The 18,144-nt window shown below is 69.5% G+C and carries 15 protein-coding genes; 8 read left to right on the top strand and 7 right to left on the bottom strand.

Features of this window, described 5'->3' with window-relative positions; genetic code table 11:
* Positions 1–39 precede the first annotated feature (39 nt).
* Positions 40–1,923 carry an AsmA-like C-terminal region-containing protein gene (locus ASF65_RS19800; RefSeq protein ID WP_156369401.1) on the top strand — a complete coding sequence of 628 codons (1,884 nt, stop codon included), beginning with the start codon at positions 40–42 and terminating at the stop codon, positions 1,921–1,923.
* Between the two features lie 44 nt (positions 1,924–1,967).
* Positions 1,968–3,167, top strand: coding sequence for a hypothetical protein (locus tag ASF65_RS19795; protein ID WP_055893302.1), 1,200 nt, complete (start codon positions 1,968–1,970; stop codon positions 3,165–3,167).
* Here ASF65_RS19795 and ASF65_RS19790 read toward each other — a convergent pair whose 3' ends face one another.
* From ASF65_RS19790 to ASF65_RS19760, 7 genes are all read right to left on the bottom strand, one after another.
* Positions 3,168–3,986, bottom strand: coding sequence for an ABC transporter permease subunit (locus ASF65_RS19790; RefSeq protein ID WP_055893299.1), 819 nt, complete (start codon positions 3,984–3,986; stop codon positions 3,168–3,170).
* Positions 3,986–4,891 carry an ABC transporter permease subunit gene (locus ASF65_RS19785; protein WP_055893296.1) on the bottom strand — a complete coding sequence of 302 codons (906 nt, stop codon included), beginning with the start codon at positions 4,889–4,891 and terminating at the stop codon, positions 3,986–3,988. Before ASF65_RS19785 ends, ASF65_RS19790 begins: the two co-directional genes overlap by 1 nt.
* Positions 4,892–4,896: 5 nt before the next feature.
* Positions 4,897–6,048, bottom strand: a complete 1,152-nt coding sequence (locus tag ASF65_RS19780) for an ABC transporter ATP-binding protein (protein WP_055893293.1) — start codon at positions 6,046–6,048, stop codon at positions 4,897–4,899.
* Positions 6,049–6,113: 65 nt separating this feature from the next.
* Complete coding sequence (locus ASF65_RS19775) at positions 6,114–7,205, bottom strand: polyamine ABC transporter substrate-binding protein (protein ID WP_055893289.1); 1,092 nt, start codon at positions 7,203–7,205, stop codon at positions 6,114–6,116.
* Positions 7,206–7,289: 84 nt separating this feature from the next.
* Positions 7,290–7,814 carry a GNAT family N-acetyltransferase gene (locus ASF65_RS19770; RefSeq protein WP_244486866.1) on the bottom strand — a complete coding sequence of 175 codons (525 nt, stop codon included), beginning with the start codon at positions 7,812–7,814 and terminating at the stop codon, positions 7,290–7,292.
* The gene (locus tag ASF65_RS19765) at positions 7,811–8,620 is read right to left on the bottom strand and encodes an aspartyl/asparaginyl beta-hydroxylase domain-containing protein (RefSeq protein WP_082505899.1); all 810 of its coding nucleotides are present in this window, start codon (positions 8,618–8,620) and stop codon (positions 7,811–7,813) included. Before ASF65_RS19765 ends, ASF65_RS19770 begins: the two co-directional genes overlap by 4 nt.
* Before the next feature lie 69 nt (positions 8,621–8,689).
* Entirely contained in the window at positions 8,690–10,099 is a 1,410-nt protein-coding gene (locus tag ASF65_RS19760) for an XRE family transcriptional regulator (RefSeq protein WP_055893284.1), read from the bottom strand.
* Positions 10,100–10,286: 187 nt separating this feature from the next.
* On the opposite strand from ASF65_RS19760, the gene aceA reads away from it, so the two are divergent.
* The 6 genes from aceA to ASF65_RS19730 all read left to right on the top strand — a co-directional run bounded on the left by aceA (position 10,287) and on the right by ASF65_RS19730 (position 18,073).
* A complete protein-coding gene (gene aceA / locus ASF65_RS19755; RefSeq protein WP_055893280.1) occupies positions 10,287–11,573 on the top strand; it encodes an isocitrate lyase in 1,287 nt (428 codons plus the stop codon).
* A 34-nt stretch (positions 11,574–11,607) separates the two neighbouring features.
* Positions 11,608–11,865: a hypothetical protein gene (locus ASF65_RS19750; protein WP_055893278.1), complete on the top strand. Its 258-nt coding sequence runs from the start codon at positions 11,608–11,610 to the stop codon at positions 11,863–11,865.
* Positions 11,866–11,975: 110 nt separating this feature from the next.
* A complete protein-coding gene (locus tag ASF65_RS19745; RefSeq protein ID WP_244486852.1) occupies positions 11,976–13,529 on the top strand; it encodes a glutamine synthetase family protein in 1,554 nt (517 codons plus the stop codon).
* Entirely contained in the window at positions 13,522–14,814 is a 1,293-nt protein-coding gene (locus ASF65_RS19740; protein ID WP_055893276.1) for an FAD-binding oxidoreductase, read from the top strand. The genes ASF65_RS19745 and ASF65_RS19740 overlap by 8 nt, the downstream gene beginning before the upstream one ends.
* The gene (locus ASF65_RS19735) at positions 14,814–15,488 is read left to right on the top strand and encodes a biliverdin-producing heme oxygenase (RefSeq protein WP_156369400.1); all 675 of its coding nucleotides are present in this window, start codon (positions 14,814–14,816) and stop codon (positions 15,486–15,488) included. Before ASF65_RS19740 ends, ASF65_RS19735 begins: the two co-directional genes overlap by 1 nt.
* Positions 15,485–18,073 (top strand): HWE histidine kinase domain-containing protein, encoded by a 2,589-nt coding sequence (locus ASF65_RS19730; RefSeq protein ID WP_055893273.1) that lies wholly within the window; start codon positions 15,485–15,487, stop codon positions 18,071–18,073. The genes ASF65_RS19735 and ASF65_RS19730 overlap by 4 nt, the downstream gene beginning before the upstream one ends.
* The last annotated feature ends 71 nt before the right edge of the window (positions 18,074–18,144 follow it).

Here is an 18,144-nt window from a genome sequence, read left to right as displayed (position 1 = left end):
CCGGCCGATCGCCCGATTCCGCCATCCGAAAGGCCGTTCTTGACCCCAGCGCGCGATCCGTCACCTCGTGTCCCGACGGATGCGAGCCCGCGCCGACGCGGGGTCCGGCGCTCGCTGGCGATCGGCGGCGTGGCGGCGCTGGTGCTGGGTGGCGGCCTCGTCGCGGCCTTTTCGACCTTTCCCCTCACCCTGCCCGCCGCGCAGGCCGAAATCGAGGCCCGTCTCGGCCAGCTGGTCGGTGCGCCCGTCTCGGTGGCGGGCTCGGCGGAATTCTCGCTCCTGCCGCGTCCGAGCGTGATCCTGTCCGACGTGCGCGCCGTCACCACGGCGGACGGCGCAGCGCTGCAGCTCGACGTCGACCGACTGGAAGCCGACTTCAACCTCCTCGACGCCCTTGCCGGGCGCGCCGAGATCCGACGCGTGACGATGGTGCGGCCGGAACTCGGCCCCGTCGATCCGGCGATGCTGGCGGTTCCCGCTCCGGCGCCCGCCGGTGCTCCGTCGGGCGGCACCGTGACCCCGCCGACGGCGCCCGGGAACGGGCGCGAGGCGATGCGGGCTCTCCTCGCGCGCTTCCAGGGCGTCAACGAACTGCGGCTGCGCGACGGGCTGGTCCGCCTGCCGGGGATGGACAGTCCCGTGTCCAGCGCCGACATCGACTTCCGCTGGAACGGCGACGGCGCGCCCGCGAACCTGTCCGGCTCCTTCGTGTGGAACGGCCAGCCGGCCAAGGTCCAGGGGCAGCTCGACCGTCCCGTTCCCTTCTTCGACGGCGAGACGAGCCCGCTTCGGCTCGTCCTGTCCGGCCCCTCCGGCGAGGTCAGCTTCTCGGGCGAGGGTTCCGGCCGGACGCCGCTGCAGCTGTCCGGTCTCGTGCGCCTGGCCACCCCCTCCCTGTCGCGGGCGGCGCGCTGGCTCGGCGAGCCGTCGGTGCCCGATCTCGGCGCGCTCGCGCTGGAAACGCGGGTCGAGCTGTCGGGCGAGCGGCTGAACTTCGGCGCGGTCCAGCTCGACCTCGGCGGCAACCAGGCGCGCGGCGCGCTGGAGGCCGATCTGTCGGGCACGGCGGGACGGCGCTCGCTGTCGGGAACCCTCGCGTTTTCCGACCTCGATCTCGGGCGCGCCTTCCAGGCGATCGCCCCGATCCCGCGCAACGTTCTCGATCTACAGCGACCGATGCGCTTCGCGCTCGGGCGCGACCTCGACATCGATCTGCGCCTGTCGGCCGAACGCGCCCAGCTCGGTCCCGTGGCGGCGAGCGAGCTTGCGGCCGCCATCAAGGTGGTCGGCGGGTCCGGCACGCTCGACATCGGCGACATGGCGGCGCTCGGCGGGCGCGGCGGGCTGCGCCTTCGGTTTGCCTCGACGAACGGCCATCCGAGCGTCGACGCCAGTCTTCGCCTCTCGGCCGTCAGCATGGCCGAGCTCGACGCCCTGTCCGGCGTCCCCCTGCCCGTCTCGGCCGGTTCGGGCGATCTCGCCGTCTCGTTCCGCGGTCCGGCCGCCAGTTGGGGCGACCTTCTGGCCAACGGTCGCTCGACCCTCACCTTGAGCGTTTCGGACGGGCGGATGCGCGGCTTGGCGAACGAGTTGATGCGGGCGCCCGGCCGACACGAGATCGAGGCGGGCGCCACATCCGCGGCGCAAGGGTTCCAGACCCTCACCGCCTCGCTCGAAGGTTTCGGCACGCGCATGCGCCTCGACGCCCTGTCGATGACGACGACCGCGGGCAAGAGCGAGGCGCGCGGCGTCCTCGACGCCTACACGCGACGCCTGAACCTCTTCGGCACGACGCAATCGTCGGTGGTCGAGGCGTCGGGCGCCGGCGGCGCGTTCACCTCCTCTCAACCCATTCCGTTTACGATCCAGGGAGAATGGCCCCGCCCGGTCATGACCGTGGACGCGCCCGAGGCGCCGATCTGAATCCGGCGGGCGGGGTGCCACCCTTGCCCGGGAGCCGGACGCCCATGGCCACGACGACCCACCGCCGCACCGCTGCGGTCCGCTCGCTGTTCCTCGCCCTCGTCGCGACCGCGGCCCTCCCGGGAGGCCCTGCCGCCGCCTCGTCGGTTCTCGTCGTCGGGGACGCGAAGGAGACCGGGAGCGTCACCGGGACGCCCTCTCATACAACGCGTCGCGCGTCGCCCGCCGCCTGCGCCGACGCCTTCCACGCCCGCTTCGCCGCCATTCGCGAGAACGAGTTTGCCGCCCTCAAGGGCGCCCTCGGCGCCGAGCCCGGCGCGTCCGACGCGACGCTTCCGGGCCTCCTGATCTTCCCGCCTGCCGGCCGGGCCCAGCCGGGCGGCAACGCCGCGGCGCTGCGCACGGCGGCCGATCTTGCCAAGGCCAGGGGCCGGACCGTCGGCCCGCTCGACGCCAATGCGCGCTGGATCGCCACGCGCATCCGCGAGGATCTCGGCGATTTCCTGTCGCAGAAGGAAACGCCGTTCCTGTGCAGCGGCATCGACGCCTATCTCACGACGCTGCGGGCGCAGGCCGCGCGCATCGGCCAGTCGCCCGACCGGCTCGCCGCCCTCGTGGAGATCCAGCGCGAGGCGGCTCGCGTCAGCCTCGACGCCGCGCGGACGGCGCTCCGCCCGGCGCCCCTGCCCCGGTTCGCGCCGAGCGACCGGCCGGGCGAGGCTCTCGTCGCCAGCAACCTGCGCTCCAGCGTCGGCTTCCAGGCGAGCGAGGTCTACGGCCCCGTGATGCGCGTGGCGACGCGTCAGGACGTCGGCGTGTCGGAGGGCAGTTCCGATCCCGACCTGCCGCCGCTGAAGGCGAGCGAAGCGCTGGCCAGCGAAAGCGACATCGCGCGGGTGATCCGCGACCTGTCGAGCCGCGCCGAGACGGCGGGCGTCCTCGGCGGCCCGGCGGTCGCCGGCACCGACCCGATGCAGACCGGGGCGATCCCGGCGCCGGGGCCGAGCGCGTCCGACGCCCGGCCCTCGCTCGCGCTTCTCGCAGCGCTTCGCCAGCGTCTCGCGCAGCCCGCTGCCGATCCGCTGCAGCGCGCCGACGTCGTGCGCGCCCTCTCCGACCTCGAGGCGCTCGACTATCTGATGGCGGCGGCCGCGGCGCCCTCCCACCCTCTGCCGGCCGCGCTGGAAGCCACCTTCTCGGCGATCGAGAAGGCGCACGCGGACAGCTGCGGCTGCAAGGGCTGATCAGGCGCCGGCGGCCAAGCGCTCGTCGCGCAGCCGCCGGACCTCCTGGCGCTTCGTCAGCAGCGAGGCGATCACGACGCCGACCGCCACCACCGCGATCAGGATCGTCGAGATCGCGTTGATCTCGGGCGTCACGCCGAGGCGCACCTGGCTGTAGATGCGCATCGGCAGCGTCGTCGCTCCCGGCCCCGAGGTGAAGCTCGCGATCACGAGGTCGTCGAGCGACAGGGTGAAGGCCAGCATCCAGCCGGCGGCGACCGCCGGCCAGATCACCGGCAGGGTGATGAGGAAGAACGCCTTCCACGGCGGGCAGCCGAGGTCCTGCGCCGCCTCCTCCAGCGACAGGTCGAACGAAACCAGCCGCGACTGCACCACCACCGCCACGAAGCACATCGTCAGCGTCGTATGGGCGATCGTCACCGTCCAGAAGCCGCGGTCGAAGTCAATGGCGACGAAGAGGAGGAGGAGCGACAGGCCGGTGATCACCTCGGGCATCACGAGCGGCGCGAACACCATGCCGGAGAACAGGAGCCGCCCGCGAAAGCGCTTGTGGCGCACGAGCGCGAGCGCGGCAAGCGTGCCGAGGATCGTCGCCAGCGTCGCCGACACGATGCCGACCCGGAGCGTCACGAAGGCGGCGTCGAGGAACAGGCGGTTTCCGGCCAGTGCCGTGTACCAGCGCGTCGAGAACCCGCCCCAAACGGTGACAAGCTGCGAGGCGTTGAACGAGTAGACGACGAGAAGCAGGATCGGCAGGTAGAGGAAGGCGAAGCCCACGACCAGCGACACGACGTTGAAGAGCGAGAGGCCGCGGCCCATCAGTTCACCCTCGCCTGCACGCGCTGGAACAGCATGATCGGGATCACGAGGACGAGAAGCAGCAGCACCGCCACCGCCGAGGCCACCGGCCAGTCGCGGTTGGTGAAGAACTCGTCCCAGAGCGTCTTGCCGATCATCAGCGTCCGCGAGCCGCCGAGAAGATCGGGGATCACGAACTCGCCGACCGCCGGGATGAAGACGAGGAAAGCCCCGGCAAGGACGCCCGGCAGCGAGAGCGGGAACGTCACCTGCCAGAAGGCGCGCAGCGGCGTGCAGCCGAGATCGCTCGCGGCCTCGAGCAGCCGCCCGTCCAGTCGCTCGAGGCTGGCGTAGATCGGCAGCACCATGAAGGGCAGGTAGGAATAGACGATGCCGATGAAGACGGCCGTCTCGGTGTTGAGGATCTCGAGCGGCGAGGAGACGAGGCCGCTCCAGAGCAGCACCTGGTTGAGGTAGCCCTCGCTGCGCAGGATGCCGATCCAGGCGTAGACGCGGATCAGGAAGCTCGTCCAGAACGGCAGGATCACCAGCATCACGAGGATCTGGCGCGTCGTCGAGGACGCCCGCGACATGGCATAGGCGAGCGGGTAGGCGACGAGAAGCGCCAGAACCGTCGAGATCGCGGCGATGCGCAGCGACGAGAGGTAGGCGTCGAGGTAGAGCGGGTCGTCGGCAAGCCAGAAATAGTTGTCGACGGTGAGACGCTTCAGGTTGGCCAGAAAGTCCGGCCAGTTCTCGAGTGCGAAGGCCGGCTCGTAAGGCGGCATCGCGATCGTCGTCGTCGACAGCGAGATCTTCAGGACGATCGCGAAGGGAACGAGAAACAGCGCCAGCAGCCAGAGATAGGGGATGCCGATCACGGCGCCCCGCCACCATCCGCCGCCGGTCTTCGAGCGCTCGGCCATCCGCCCTACTCCGCCAGCACGACGCCGGCGTCGCGCGCGAAGGAGAGCGTGACCTCTTCCTCCCAGGCGATCTGCTCGGACGCGACGCGCGCCGCGTTGATCACGGTGGAGCGCACCAGCGTGCCGTCGGTGAGCTTGATGTTGAACAGCGTCACGTCGCCGAGATAGCCGATGTCCCACACCGTGCCGGTCAGCGTGTTGGCGCTGCCCGCTTCCGGCGCGCGGCGCGACAGGCGCACCTTTTCCGGGCGGATCGCGAAGGCGACCGTCTGCCCCGGCGCGAGCGGAACCGCCGTCTCGGTCTCGATGCGCCCGGACGCGGATCGCAGGATCGCCAGCCCGCCGGCGGCGCTCTCCACCTCCGCCTCGATCAGCGAGACGTTGCCGACGAAATCGGCGACATAGCGCGAGGTCGGCGCCTCGTAGACGACGGCGGGCGGAGCGACCTGGCAGATCCGGCCGGCCCGCATCACGGCCATGCGGTCGGCCATGGTCATCGCCTCCTCCTGGTCGTGGGTGACGATCACGAAGGTGAGGCCGAGCTCCTGCTGGAGGTCCATCAGCTCGAACTGGGTCTCCTCGCGCAGCTTCTTGTCGAGCGCGCCGAGCGGCTCGTCGAGAAGCAGCACCTTCGGCCGCTTGGCGAGCGAACGGGCGAGCGCCACGCGCTGCTGCTGGCCGCCCGACAACTGGCTGGGCTTGCGGCGCCGGAACGGCTCGAGCTTCACGAGCTTCAGCATCTCGTCGACGCGCGCGTCGATCTCCGATCGCGCCATGCCGTCCTGTTTCAGGCCGAAGGCAATGTTCTTCTCGACGCTCATGTGCGGGAAGAGCGCATAGGACTGGAACATCATGTTCAGGGGGCGGCGATAGGGCGGCACGCCCTTGAGGCTCGTTCCCCCTAAGCGGATGTCGCCGCTCGTCGGCTCTTCGAAGCCCGCCAGCATGCGCAGGAGCGTGGACTTGCCGCAGCCCGACGGCCCGAGCAGCGCAAAGAACTCGCGGGTGTAGATGCCGAGCGACAGATCGTCGACCGCCACCGAGTCGGCGAACCGCTTGGTGACATGGTCGAACTCGATGAGGGGCTTGGCGGCGGGATCGTTCCAGGGATCGAAATTGCGTCGGATATTGCCGAGGGATTTCTGTGCGGCCGCCATGCCCGTCCTTCGTGTCGCGGTTGCCGGTCACCGGGCGCTAGGGGAGCGCCCGGCCGTTTCAGCCGTCAGCGGCCGGTCTTCACCGTGGTGAAGGCGCGGGTCGCCAGGCGCTGGGCGCGCGAGTCGTAGGGGCGCTTGATGAAGAGCTTCTGGAGCGTCGCCTCGTCCGGGTAGATCGCCGGATCGTCGAGGATCTCCTTCTTGATCAGCGGTTGCGAGGCGAGATTGCCGTTGGCATAGGACACGAAGTCCGTCGCCTTCGCGATCACCTCGGGGCGCATCATGTAGTTGATGAAGACGTGCGCTTCCTCGACATGCGGCGCATCGGCGGGGATCGCCATCTGGTCGAACCACATCATCGCGCCTTCCTTCGGGATCGAATAGCCGATCTCGACGCCGCGCCCGGCCTCCGCCGCGCGGTCGCGCGCCTGGAAGACGTCGCCGGAGAAGCCGACCGCCACGCAGATGTCGCCGTTGGCGAGGCCGTTGATGTATTCCGAGGAGTGGAACTTGCGGATGAAGGGGCGCACGCTCATCAGGAGTTCCTGCGCCTTGCCGAGCGAATCCGCGTCGGTCGCGTTCGGGTCGAGCCCGAGATACTGCAGCGCCGCCGGCAGGATCTCGCCCGGCGCGTCGAGCATGTCGATGCCGCACTTCGACAGGGGCTCGGCGAACTTCGGATCGAAGACGAGGGCCCAGGAATCGAGCGGCGCGTCCGGCGCCAGCTCCTTTACCTTGGCGGCGTTGTAGCCGATGCCCGTCGTGCCCCACATGTAGTTGACCGAGTGGGCGTTGCCGGGATCGTAGGCCGCCACGCGCTCGGTGACCACCGGCCACATGTTCTTCAGGTTCGGCAACTTAGCCATGTCGAGCTTCTGGAAGACGCCCGCGTCGATCTGGCGCGACAGGTACTCGGCCGAGGGCACCACGACGTCGTAGCCGCTGCCGCCGGCCAAGAGGCGCGTTTCCAGGATCTCGTTGGAATCGTAGGTGTCGTAGACGACCCGGATCCCGGTTTCCTTGGTGAAGTCGTCGATGATCGAGGTGTCGATGTAGTCCGACCAGTTGAAGACGTTGAGCACCTTGTCCTGCGCGAAGGCCGCATGAGTGCCGAGACCGGCGAGCACGCCGGCCAGCAGGAAGGGGGTCAATCGCATCGGACGGGCACCTTTCGCATCGATCTGTATTGCAAGGCAATATTGCGAAAGCGCCGTGATTTGCCTAGGGCCGGCGACCGACTTTCATGTTTCCTTCATAGTCTCGCGCTGCATGAACACGGCGTCCTCGCCGTAGCTCGCGAGCTTGGGCGCCAGCGCTGCGTCCTCGACGGGCCGGAAGCCGTGCCGCGCCCAGAAGGGCGGGGTGCCATAGACCGACACGAGAACCGCCGCTCCGAAGGGCTCGGAGAGCGCAAGAAGCCGCGCGATCGCGGGCTCGGCAAGCCCTCGCCCGCGCCATTCCGGCGCCACCGCGACGTCGTGGATATAAAGCGCGTCGGCGTCCTGCGGCAGGCGGCCGAGCACGGTGTCGAGCGGCGGCGGGGCGAAGCGGCGCACGGGATAGGCGATCGCATAGGCCGCGAGCCCGCCGCCCGGCGCCGGCAGCACCAGCGAGCCGTCCGGAAACAGCACGAGGCGATCGCGGAAGACGGCCTCGTCCTCGTGGAACGTCGGGTGCACCCGGTCGGCGAGCGCCACGACGGCGGCCGTATCGCCCGGCGCCATCCGACGCCAGTCGGCCGCGACCGGCGGGCGGGCCGCGTTCATCGGTGCTTGCGCCCCTCGCCGTAGAACATCTTTTCCCAGGCCTTGTGGGCCTTGTAGCCCTCGCGGATGAAGGGCGTGAAGACGGCAAGGTTCAGCACCGCCTTGTTGGTGACGCTGGCCGGAAACCGCAGCGGCTTCTCGAAGTCGACGAACAGCACCACGCGCACCGAGTCCGAGTGGTTCCAGGCCTCGTGCTCGTAGGCGTCGTCGAAGATCAGCGCCTCGCCTTCGCGCCAGTGGCGCGTGTCGTCGGCGATGCGGATGCCGATCTTGTCCGGCTGGTCGGGCACGATCAGCCCGAGATGGAAGCGCAGGACGCCGTTATAGGGACCGCGGTGCGGCGGCAGGTGTTTGCCCGGCTCGAAGATCGAGAACATCGCCGACTTGAGGCCCGGGATCTTCTGCAGGATGCGCCAGGTCTCGGGGCACTGGCGGATCGCCTCCTCGGACTTGATGCCGTAGCCGCACAGGAAGAACGTCTTCCAGTTCTGGTCCGACGAGATCGAGCGGACCTCGGACGAGATCTCGTGGAAGGCCGGCAGGTCGCCCTTGCGCACGAGGATCCTGTCGAGCTCGGCGCGGATCAGGCGCCATTCGCCCTCGACCTCGCGCGCCCAGGGAAACTCGTCGGTCGGATAGACCGGCGGATTGCCGTTCGCGGCATATTTCAGGTTCAGCGCCTCGGCCTTGTCGACGAGGCCCTGCACGACGCGGGCCGCCGCGCCCTGGCGGCTCATCGTGTCCTCGAGCCCTTGCGTCTTGCCGGTCTGCTGGGGGCCGGCCTTGTTCGACGACGTGTCTGTCATGATCGTGTCCGATACTGGCACGGCCGCGCGGCCGTTCGCCGTTTGCATGGCGCCCTTTCAGCGCGCGTTTCAACGGAAATCGTAAGGGGTCAGACCTGAAACCCATTCGTCGAGCGCGAGCGGGCGCGTCAGCGGGGGCTCGGCGCGCGACGCGCAGGCCTCGCGCTCGCAGGTCCGGCAGGCCGGGCCGATGCCGACGGCGCGCGCCGTTCCGAGCGCGCGCGCATAGACCGTCTCAGCCGCCGCCTCCCATTCGCAGCCGAGGAGAACGCGCGTGCGCCGGCCGGGATCGGGAAAGTCGCCGGCAAGGCCCGCCTCTTCCTTGGCGACCAGAAGCCACGTCGTGCCGTCCGGCAACTCGGCGCGCTCGGCCAAGACTGCATCGCCGGCCCGCACATGCGGAAGCCGTGCGCAGGCGCCGCCGAAGAGCGCCGCCGGAAAGCCCCGCGCGCCGGCCCGCCTGAGGACATGGCCCACCGGGTCGGCTTCTAGGAAGAAGAAGGGCGGCCCCGGTGCCGTGCGGCGCTGGAGAGAGGTCAGCCGTTCCGCGGCATCGGTGAAGCTCGCGCCGAAGCGGGCGGCCAGCCGTTCGACGTCGTAGCCGACCGACACGGCCGCATCGCGGAACGCGCCGTAGGGCATGACGAGGGCGAGCGCGGCGTAGCGGGTCAGTTCGCGCACCGCGATGCGCTGCGCCTCGTCGCTGGAGAAGCCGAAGCTCGCGACCTCGGCCGCCACGGCGTCGCCGAAGGCGAGGCGCACGGCCTCCGCCGCGGTCTCGCGCAGGCGGCCCGCGGCGTCGAGGCGCTCCGACAGGAACAGGCGCCGCGAATGGCGGTCGTAGCGCCGCCGCCAGAGCGGCATCACCTCGACCGGCAGGACACGCACCGCAATGTCGTGACGCTTGCGCAGCCAGCGCCGCAGCGCGCCGCCGAGGTCCTCGCTGACGGGCCCGACCTCGGTGCGAAGGCGCTCGGCCGCGCCCTCCAGCGCGGCATGATGGTGCGGGCGGCTTTCCAGCACCTCGCGCACCTCGTCGAGCGGCAGGCGGGACAGCCGGAGCCCCGCTCCCTCGCCGCGACCCATCGCGGCCGACAGGTCGGACAGCCGCGCTTGCGTCTCGCCATAAGCCCGGTGAAGCTTGGCGAAGGCCGCCGCGACGTTGGGCGCGGCGTCGGCGAGCTCGACGAGCTCACCCTCGCCCGGCAGTTCGCCCGCGATCAGCGGGTCGGCGAAGATGCGCCGGAGGTCGGCCACCACCTTCTCGCGGTCGCCGCCCTGCCATTCCCCGAGATCGAGCGAGAAGGCCTGCGCCATCTTCAGGAGAAGCTGGACCGTGAGCGGCCGCTGATCGCGCTCGATGAGGTTGAGATAGGAGGGCGAGATGCCGAGCGTGCCGGCCATCGCCGTCTGCGTCAGGCCAAGCTGGTTGCGCAGGCGCCGCACCTTGGGTCCGGCAAAGACCTTGTTGTCGGCCATATCGGTTCCTTGACTGAATTTTACAAACCGACCAGCCGGCTTGTCGGGATCGCGACAACCCGACACGAATTGCGAGGTCATCCCGGCAGATCAGGGTCGCCTTCAAAGACCAGGCTTGTCAATTTCTTTCCACGGACGCCGCATCCAGTCGGCGGGCCAGGACGGACAGGACACAGGAGCCACCGCGATGACCGATTTTTACACGCTCGTTCCCAGCGCCCCCGAGGGCCGCTTCGACGGTGTGGAACGCGCCTATACGGTGGCCGATGTCGAGCGGCTGCGCGGCTCGGTCGCGATCCGCCACACGCTGGCCGAGAACGGCGCCAACCGGCTCTGGAAGCTTCTCCACGAGGAGGACTTCGTCAACGCGCTGGGCGCGATGACCGGCAACCAGGCGATGCAACAGGTCCGCGCCGGGCTGAAGGCGATCTACCTGTCGGGCTGGCAGGTGGCGGCCGACGCCAACACGGCCGGCGCGATGTATCCCGACCAGTCGCTCTATCCCGCCAACGCCGCGCCCGAGCTCTGCCGCCGCATCAACCGCACGCTGCAGCGCGCCGACCAGATCGAGACGGCGGAAGGCCGCCATTCGGTCGACACGTGGTTCGCGCCGATCGTCGCCGACGCCGAGGCCGGCTTCGGCGGGCCGCTCAACGCCTTCGAGATCACAAAGGCCTTCATCGAGGCGGGGGCGGCCGGCGTGCACTTCGAGGACCAGCTGGCGTCCGAGAAGAAGTGCGGCCATCTCGGCGGCAAGGTGCTGATCCCGACGGCGGCGCACATCCGCAATCTCACCGCCGCGCGGCTCGCCGCCGACACGATGGGCACGCCCACGCTCGTCATCGCGCGCACCGACGCCGAAGCCGCGACGCTTCTCACCTCCGACATCGACGAGCGCGACCGGCCGTTCGTCGATCACGACCGGGGCCGCACGCCGGAGGGCTTCTTCCATGTGAGGAACGGGCTGGAGCCCTGCATCGCGCGCGCCATCGCCTATGCGCCGCACGCCGACCTCATCTGGTGCGAGACCTCCAAGCCCGATCTCGGGGAGGCGCGGCGCTTTGCCGAAGCCGTGCGGCGCGAGCACCCCGACCAGATGCTGGCCTACAACTGCTCGCCCTCGTTCAACTGGCGCAAGAACCTCGACGAGGCGACGATCGCGAAATTCCAGCGCGAGCTCGGCGCCATGGGCTACAAGTTCCAGTTCATCACGCTCGCCGGCTTCCACCAGCTGAACTTCGGCATGTTCGAGCTGGCGCGCGGCTACCGCGACCGGCAGATGGCCGCCTATTCCGAGCTGCAGGAGGCCGAGTTCGCGGCGGAAGCCAACGGCTACACCGCGACGCGCCACCAGCGCGAGGTCGGCACCGGCTACTTCGACGCGCTCGCCACGGTGATCGGCGGCGGCGCGTCCTCGACCACCGCCATGCACGGCTCGACCGAAGCCGCGCAGTTCCGTCACGCCGCCGAATGACCCCTCGTCCCAGCGCGAAAACAGGAGAAGCACCATGAGCAACATCAGCCCGATCGATCGTCCCCGCACCCATGTCCGCGAGCGCGCCGAGGCGCAGGCGAGCACGCTGTCGGAGGACGCGCAGAACGCCATCCGCATCCTCGCTAACGACCTGCACCGCCTCAACCAGTCCGTGATGCGCGCCGTCGAGGCCGGCGTCTCGATCGAGCTCGTCCGCTCGGCCCGCCATCACGGCGGCGACGGAAGCTGGGGCGACCTGATGATCCCGGTGGTGCTCGCCGGTCGCGTCTGAGACGCCGCACGGTCGGCCAGACGAGCCTCCGGCGCCCTGCCGCCGGAGGCTTTCGGCTTTCTCGGCAACCGGCTATGCTTCCCTCATCTGCCCCTTGCCAGCAGGACCGCATGCAGGACCGTACCCGACCGCCCAAGCACGATGCCGGCGCCTTGTCGAAGATCAAGCGCGACAAGCCGAAGCGGCGCGGTGCACCGGAGGGGAGGACGATCGGCAAGGTGTCCGCCGCGCCGGCCGAGCGGCCTCGGATCGCCAAGACGGTGCCGGCCGCGGCCGCCGACCGCTCCGGCTTCCTCGATTCCCGGCGCGGCGTGCGCTCCATGGCGGAAGCCGCCGAATGGCTGCGCGTGCGCGGGATCGAGGATCTCGAATGCATCACGCCCGACCTTGCGGGCGTCGCGCGCGGCAAGATGATGCCGGCCAAGAAGTTCACCGGCAACACGTCGCTGGCGCTGCCTTCCGCGCTCTTCATGCACACGATCTCGGGCGAGTATCCGGAGGAGACCGGCTCGTTCCGTTACTCGCCGAACGACGGCGACCTGAAGCTCGTGCCGGACCTCTCGACGCTGTCGGCCGTGCCCTGGGAAACCGACCCGACGGCGCAGGTGATCTGCGATCTCGTGGACACGGCCGGCGAGGCGGTCGGTTACACCCCGCGCAACGTGCTCAAGCGCGTCGTGAAGCTCTACGAGGACCGCGGCTGGCGCCCGGTCGTGGCGCCCGAGATCGAGTTCTATCTCGTCTCCAAGAACGTCGACCCCGACTATCCGCTGACGCCGCCGATCGGCCGCTCGGGGCGCCAGATTCAGGGCGGGCAGGCCTATTCGATCGGCGGCATCAACGAGTTCGACGAGCTGATCGACGACATCTACCACTTCTCCGACGGGCAGGGCCTCGAGATCGACACGCTGATCCACGAGGACGGCGCGGCGCAGCTCGAGATCAACCTGCGGCACGGCAACCCGGTGGAGCTGGCCGACCAGGTCTTCATGTTCAAGCGCACGATCCGCGAGGCGGCGCTGAAGCACGACATCTACGCGACCTTCATGGCCAAGCCCATCCAGGGCCAGCCCGGCTCGGCCATGCACATCCACCAGTCGGTGGTGGATCTCGCGACCGGGCGCAACGTCTTCTCAGGCGAAGACGGCTCGCCGTCGCCGCTGTTCTACCACTTCCTCGGGGGCATGCAGCGCTACGTGCCGGCAGCGCTCGTGATGATGGCGCCTTACGTCAACTCCTATCGCCGCCTCACCTACGGCATGTCGGCGCCGACCAACAACGCCTGGGGCTTCGACAACCGCACCACGGCCTTCCGCGTGCCGGCGTCGGACGCCGCCGCGCGGCGCGTCGAGAACCGCCTGCCCTCGTCCGACGCCAACCCCTATCTCGCGCTCGCGGCTTCGCTCGCCTGCGGCTGGCTCGGCATGGTCAACGCGGTGGAGCCGGACCAGCCGACCGACCGCACCGTCAACGAGGACGGCGTGATCTCGCTGCCGCGCGGCCTCCTCGAGGCGGTCGCCGCCTTCGAGGCCGAGGAGGCGTTCCAGGAGGTGCTGTCGAAAGAATTCGTCGGCACCTATGCCGGCATCAAGCGCGGCGAGCACGAGACCTTCATGCAAGTCATCAGCCCGTGGGAGCGCGAGTTCCTGCTCCTGAATGTCTGAGCCCTACCAATCCCCGATCTCGCCGGGCCGGTCCTGGTACGAAGACTCCGTCGGCGAGCGCCCGCGCTATCCGGCGCTCGACGGCTCGACGCGCGCCGATGTCCTCGTCGTCGGCGGCGGCTTCACCGGCCTGTCCGCCGCGCTCCACCTCGCCCGCGCCGGCATCGACGTGGTGCTCTGCGAGGCGGCCCGGCTCGGCGACGGCGCTTCGGGGCGCAACGGCGGCCAGTTCGGCACCGGTCAGCGCCTGTGGCCGGAGGAGATGGAAGAGAAATACGGGCTGGAGACGGCCCGCCGCCTTTTCGCGATGGCGGAGGACGCGAAAGCCGGGCTGCACGAAACCATGATGCGCGAGGGCATCGTCGCCGACTTCCGACCGGGCCAGATCTCGCTCGCCCACCGGACGCGCTACGTCGACGAGTTCCGCCGGCACGCCGACCTCCTCGCCGAGCGCTACGACTACCCGCACCTCCGGTTCATGGACCGCGATGAGACCGCCGCGCGCCTCGGCTCCGGCACCTACCATGCCGGCCTTCGCGACATCGGCACCGGGCACCTCCATCCGATGAAGCTTCTCGTCGGCCTCGGGCGTGCGGCGGCCCGCGCCGGCGCGCGGCTCTGCGAGGACACGCGCATCGAGGGCCTGACGCGCACCGCAGGCGGGCTCTGGGAGGCGCGAACGGCCCGTGGCACGATCACCGCCGCGCGCGTGCTTCTCGCGACCAACGCCCATGGTGGCCGGCTCGAGCCGGAAAGCGCCGCGCATGTCATGCCGATCCGCTCGTTCATCGCGGCGAGCGAGCCCCTGGCCGAGCCGGACCGCGTCCTGCCCGGCAACGAGGCGGCGGACGATTCCCGCTTCGTGGTGCGCTATTTCCGCAAGAGCGCCGACGGGCGGCTCCTGTTCGGTGGGCGCGAGGCCTACACCTCGGCGTCGGGCGACATCGCCGGGCAGATCCGCAAACAGGTCGTCTCGATCTGGCCGCATCTCTCGGACGTGCGCTTCACCCATGCCTGGGGCGGCTCGGTCGCCGTCACCATGCCGCGCATGCCCTATGTCGCGGAAGCCAAGCCCGGTCTCGACGTCGTTGCGGGATTTTCGGGCCACGGGGTGATGCTGACGCACTGGACGGGCAAGCTCTACGCCGACCGGCTGACGGGTCGCGGCGACCCTCTCGCCGAACTGCGGGATCTCGACATTCCCGCCTTCCCCGGCGGCACCTGGCTGCGGGCGCCGCTCCTGTTTCTCGCCATGACGTGGTACGCCTTGCGCGATCGGTTGTGATGACGGAAAAGGGCGAAAGGAACGCCTGCGTTTCCATTTTGTCCGATCCCTCAGAAGTCGTCGATTTGAGCGCCACCCCTGCCCCATCCCGCGCCGAACCGTCCTTGCGGGATCGGCTGCGCACGGACACGCGTGACGCGCACGAAGCCCTCGACGCTTCGTTCTCCGACATGTTCGCCGATGCCTCCGGCGCGCAGTACCGGCGCTTCATCGCCATGAACCGCGAGGCTCACGAGGCGATCGAGCCGGTGCTGGCCGGGAGTCCGCTCGGGCGTCCGGGCGCGGGCGGCGACCACGCCGACCGCCTGGACGCGGCGCAGCGCGATGCGCAGGCGCTCGGGATCGAGCCGCGCCCGGCCTCGCCTTTTCCTTTGCCGCGACCCGATATCTTCGAGGCGTTCGGCATCGCCTACGTGCTGGAAGGCTCGCGTCTGGGCGCTAAATATATGTTGCGCGCCATCAATCGTGATGAACGACTTTCTGGCGCGCGGTGGCCGACTCACTATCTGGAGGCTTCCAGCGACGCGCGCCCGTTCACACGGCTGCTCGATCGCATGGCGGCCGAGCCGGCGAGCGAGGACGACATGCGGCGGGCGACGGCAGCGGCGGACGCGACGTTCCGCTACTTCCGCATGCTGTGCGGGGACGACGACGAGAGGACGACCCGCGCTTGACGATCCAGCCACCGCCGTTCGGCGACGTCGACATCACCAATTGCGAGCGCGAGCCGATCCAGTTCCTGGGTCGGATCCAGAACTTCGGCTATCTCCTGGCGGTGTCGACCGACTGGCTGATCGAACGCGTCTCGACCAATATCGGTGACGTCGTCGGGCGCGAGCCCGAGAGCCTGCTCGGCGAGTCCGTTCTCACCATCGTCTCGGAAAGCGCGCTCCACTCGATCCGCGGCCGCCTGCAGATCCTGTCGGGCGACAATGGCGCCGAGCGCATCGTCGGCGTCGACCTCTTCGGCACGGGCATGCGCTTCGACGTGGCGATCCACGTGTCCGGCGGCTCGATCATCATCGAGGCCGAGCCGCAGGCCGAGCGCCCGTCGACCAACCCGGGCGCGCTCGTCAAGAGCATGATCACGCGGGTCCAGAAGACGCAGGGGCTCGACGGCCTGTACAAGGAAAGCGTGCGCCAGCTGCGCGGCATCACAGGCTTCGACCGCGTGATGCTCTATCGCTTCGCCAGCGAAGGCGCGGGTTCCGTGATCGCGGAGGCCGCGCGCTCCGGCATCGGCTCGTTTCTCGGCCTGAACTACCCGGCAACCGACATCCCGCCCCAGGCGCGCGCCCTCTACATCCGCAACCAGGTGCGCCTCATCGCGGACGTCCAGTCCGAGACCGTGCCGGTGATCCCGGAGTTCGACCCGCACGGCAAGGCGCTCGACCTGTCGCTCTCGGTGCTGCGCTCGGTCTCGCCGATCCACATCGAATACCTCACCAACATGGGCGTTTCCGCCTCCATGTCGGTGTCGATCGTCATCGACGGCCAGCTCTGGGGTCTCTTCGCGCTCCACAACTACGCGCCGCGACATCTCGCGATGGAGGTGCGCGCCGCGGCCGAATTGTTCGGCCAGATGGTGTCGCTGATCATCGAGGGGCGCCTCGCCAAGGAGCAGCGCCAGCTCGAGGAAGCTGGCCGCGTCCTGCACGACCGCTTCGTCTCGCGCATCGTCGCGGCGTCCTCGACGCTCGACACGATCGGTGAGTTCGCCGACGACCTGCGCGAGATCATCCCGGCCGACGGCTTCGCGGTCTACGTCAAGGGCGAAGCGCAGTGCTACGGCCACTGCCCGACGCCGGAAGAGATCGCCCATCTCGCGCGCTTTCTCAATCGCGCGGGCTCCGGCCGGATCTTCGCGACCGACGAGATGTCGGCGGTCCACCCGCCGGCGGCCGACTATATCGAACGCGCATCCGGCGTTCTCGCGATCCCGATCTCGCGCTCGCCGCGCGACTATCTCCTGTTCTTCCGCCGCGAGATCATCCAGACGGTGACCTGGGCGGGCGATCCGAAGACCAAGGAGCGCACGGTCGGCCCGAACGGCGTGCGCCTGACGCCGCGCAAGAGCTTCGAGGCCTGGAAGCAGACCGTCCACGGCAAGAGCGTGCCCTGGACCGTCAGCGAGACCAAGGCCGCCGAGGGGCTGCGCGTCTCGATCCTCGAGGTGCTCCTGCGCTTCAACGAGGAATCGCAGCGCCAGCAGACGCTCGCCACGCAGCGCCAGGAACTCCTGATCGCCGAGCTGAACCACCGCGTGCGCAACATTCTCAGCCTGATCCGGGCGCTGGTGGTGCAGTCGAAGCCGGGCGCGTCGACCGTCGACGACTTCGCCGTGATCATCGGCGGGCGCATCCAGGCGCTGGCGCGCGCCCACGACCAGATCACGAGCGCGGACGCCGGCGCGGTGACGCTGAGCGACATCATCCGCACCGAGGTCTCGGCCTATATCGGCGAGAAGGCGAGCCGCGTCCTGATGTCGGGGCCCGAGATCGTCGTCGAGGCCGTGACCTTCTCGACGCTGGCGCTGGTCTTCCACGAACTCGTGACCAACTCGGCGAAGTACGGCGCCCTGTCCGACTCGTCCGGCAGCGTCGCGGTGAACTGGTTCATCGACGACAACGACGCCTGCCGGATCGAATGGGCGGAGAGCGGCGGGCCGCCGGTCACCGCGCCGACGCGCCGGGGCTTCGGCTCCACGATCATCGAGCGCTCGATCCCGCACGATCTCTCGGGCGAGGCGCGCATCGACTACCATCTGGCGGGCGTGCGTGCGCATTTCACCCTGCCCGGCAACGTCTTCCATCTGGCTGGCGATGTCGGCGCCCCGATCGCGCAGGCGCCCATCGAAGCCCATGCCTCGCCGGCGCCGGTCGCGGCGCTCGCCGGTCTTCGCGGCCTCGTGGTCGAGGACAACCTCATCATCTCGCTCGATGCCGAGCAGCTGCTGGCCGAACACGGGATGACGGAAGTCTTCACCGCCGCCAGCGTCGGCGAGGCGCGCAAGGTGATCGACACGAGGCCGGTCGACGTCGCGCTTCTCGACGTCAATCTCGGCTCGGAAACCTCGTTCCCGCTGGTGCGCGACCTCAACGCCAGGGGCATCCCCTTCGTGTTCGTCACCGGCTACGGCGAGGCGATCGAGTTCCCCGAGGAAGCGCGCGGTGCCGACGCGGTGAAGAAGCCGTTCGTCAGCGATCTCCTGATCAGCGCGATCGCGCGAGCGGCCGCGCGCCGTCCCCACAAGCCATGATACGTCGATCCGTCCGGGCCGAGGCCCGCACGGATCGACCTTTCCTTTTTCAATCGATTGAATTATCCACG

It is taken from the genome of Aureimonas sp. Leaf324, assembly GCF_001423245.1.
Taxonomy (GTDB): domain Bacteria; phylum Pseudomonadota; class Alphaproteobacteria; order Rhizobiales; family Rhizobiaceae; genus Aureimonas.
This window is presented reverse-complemented; position numbering and strand designations above follow the sequence as displayed.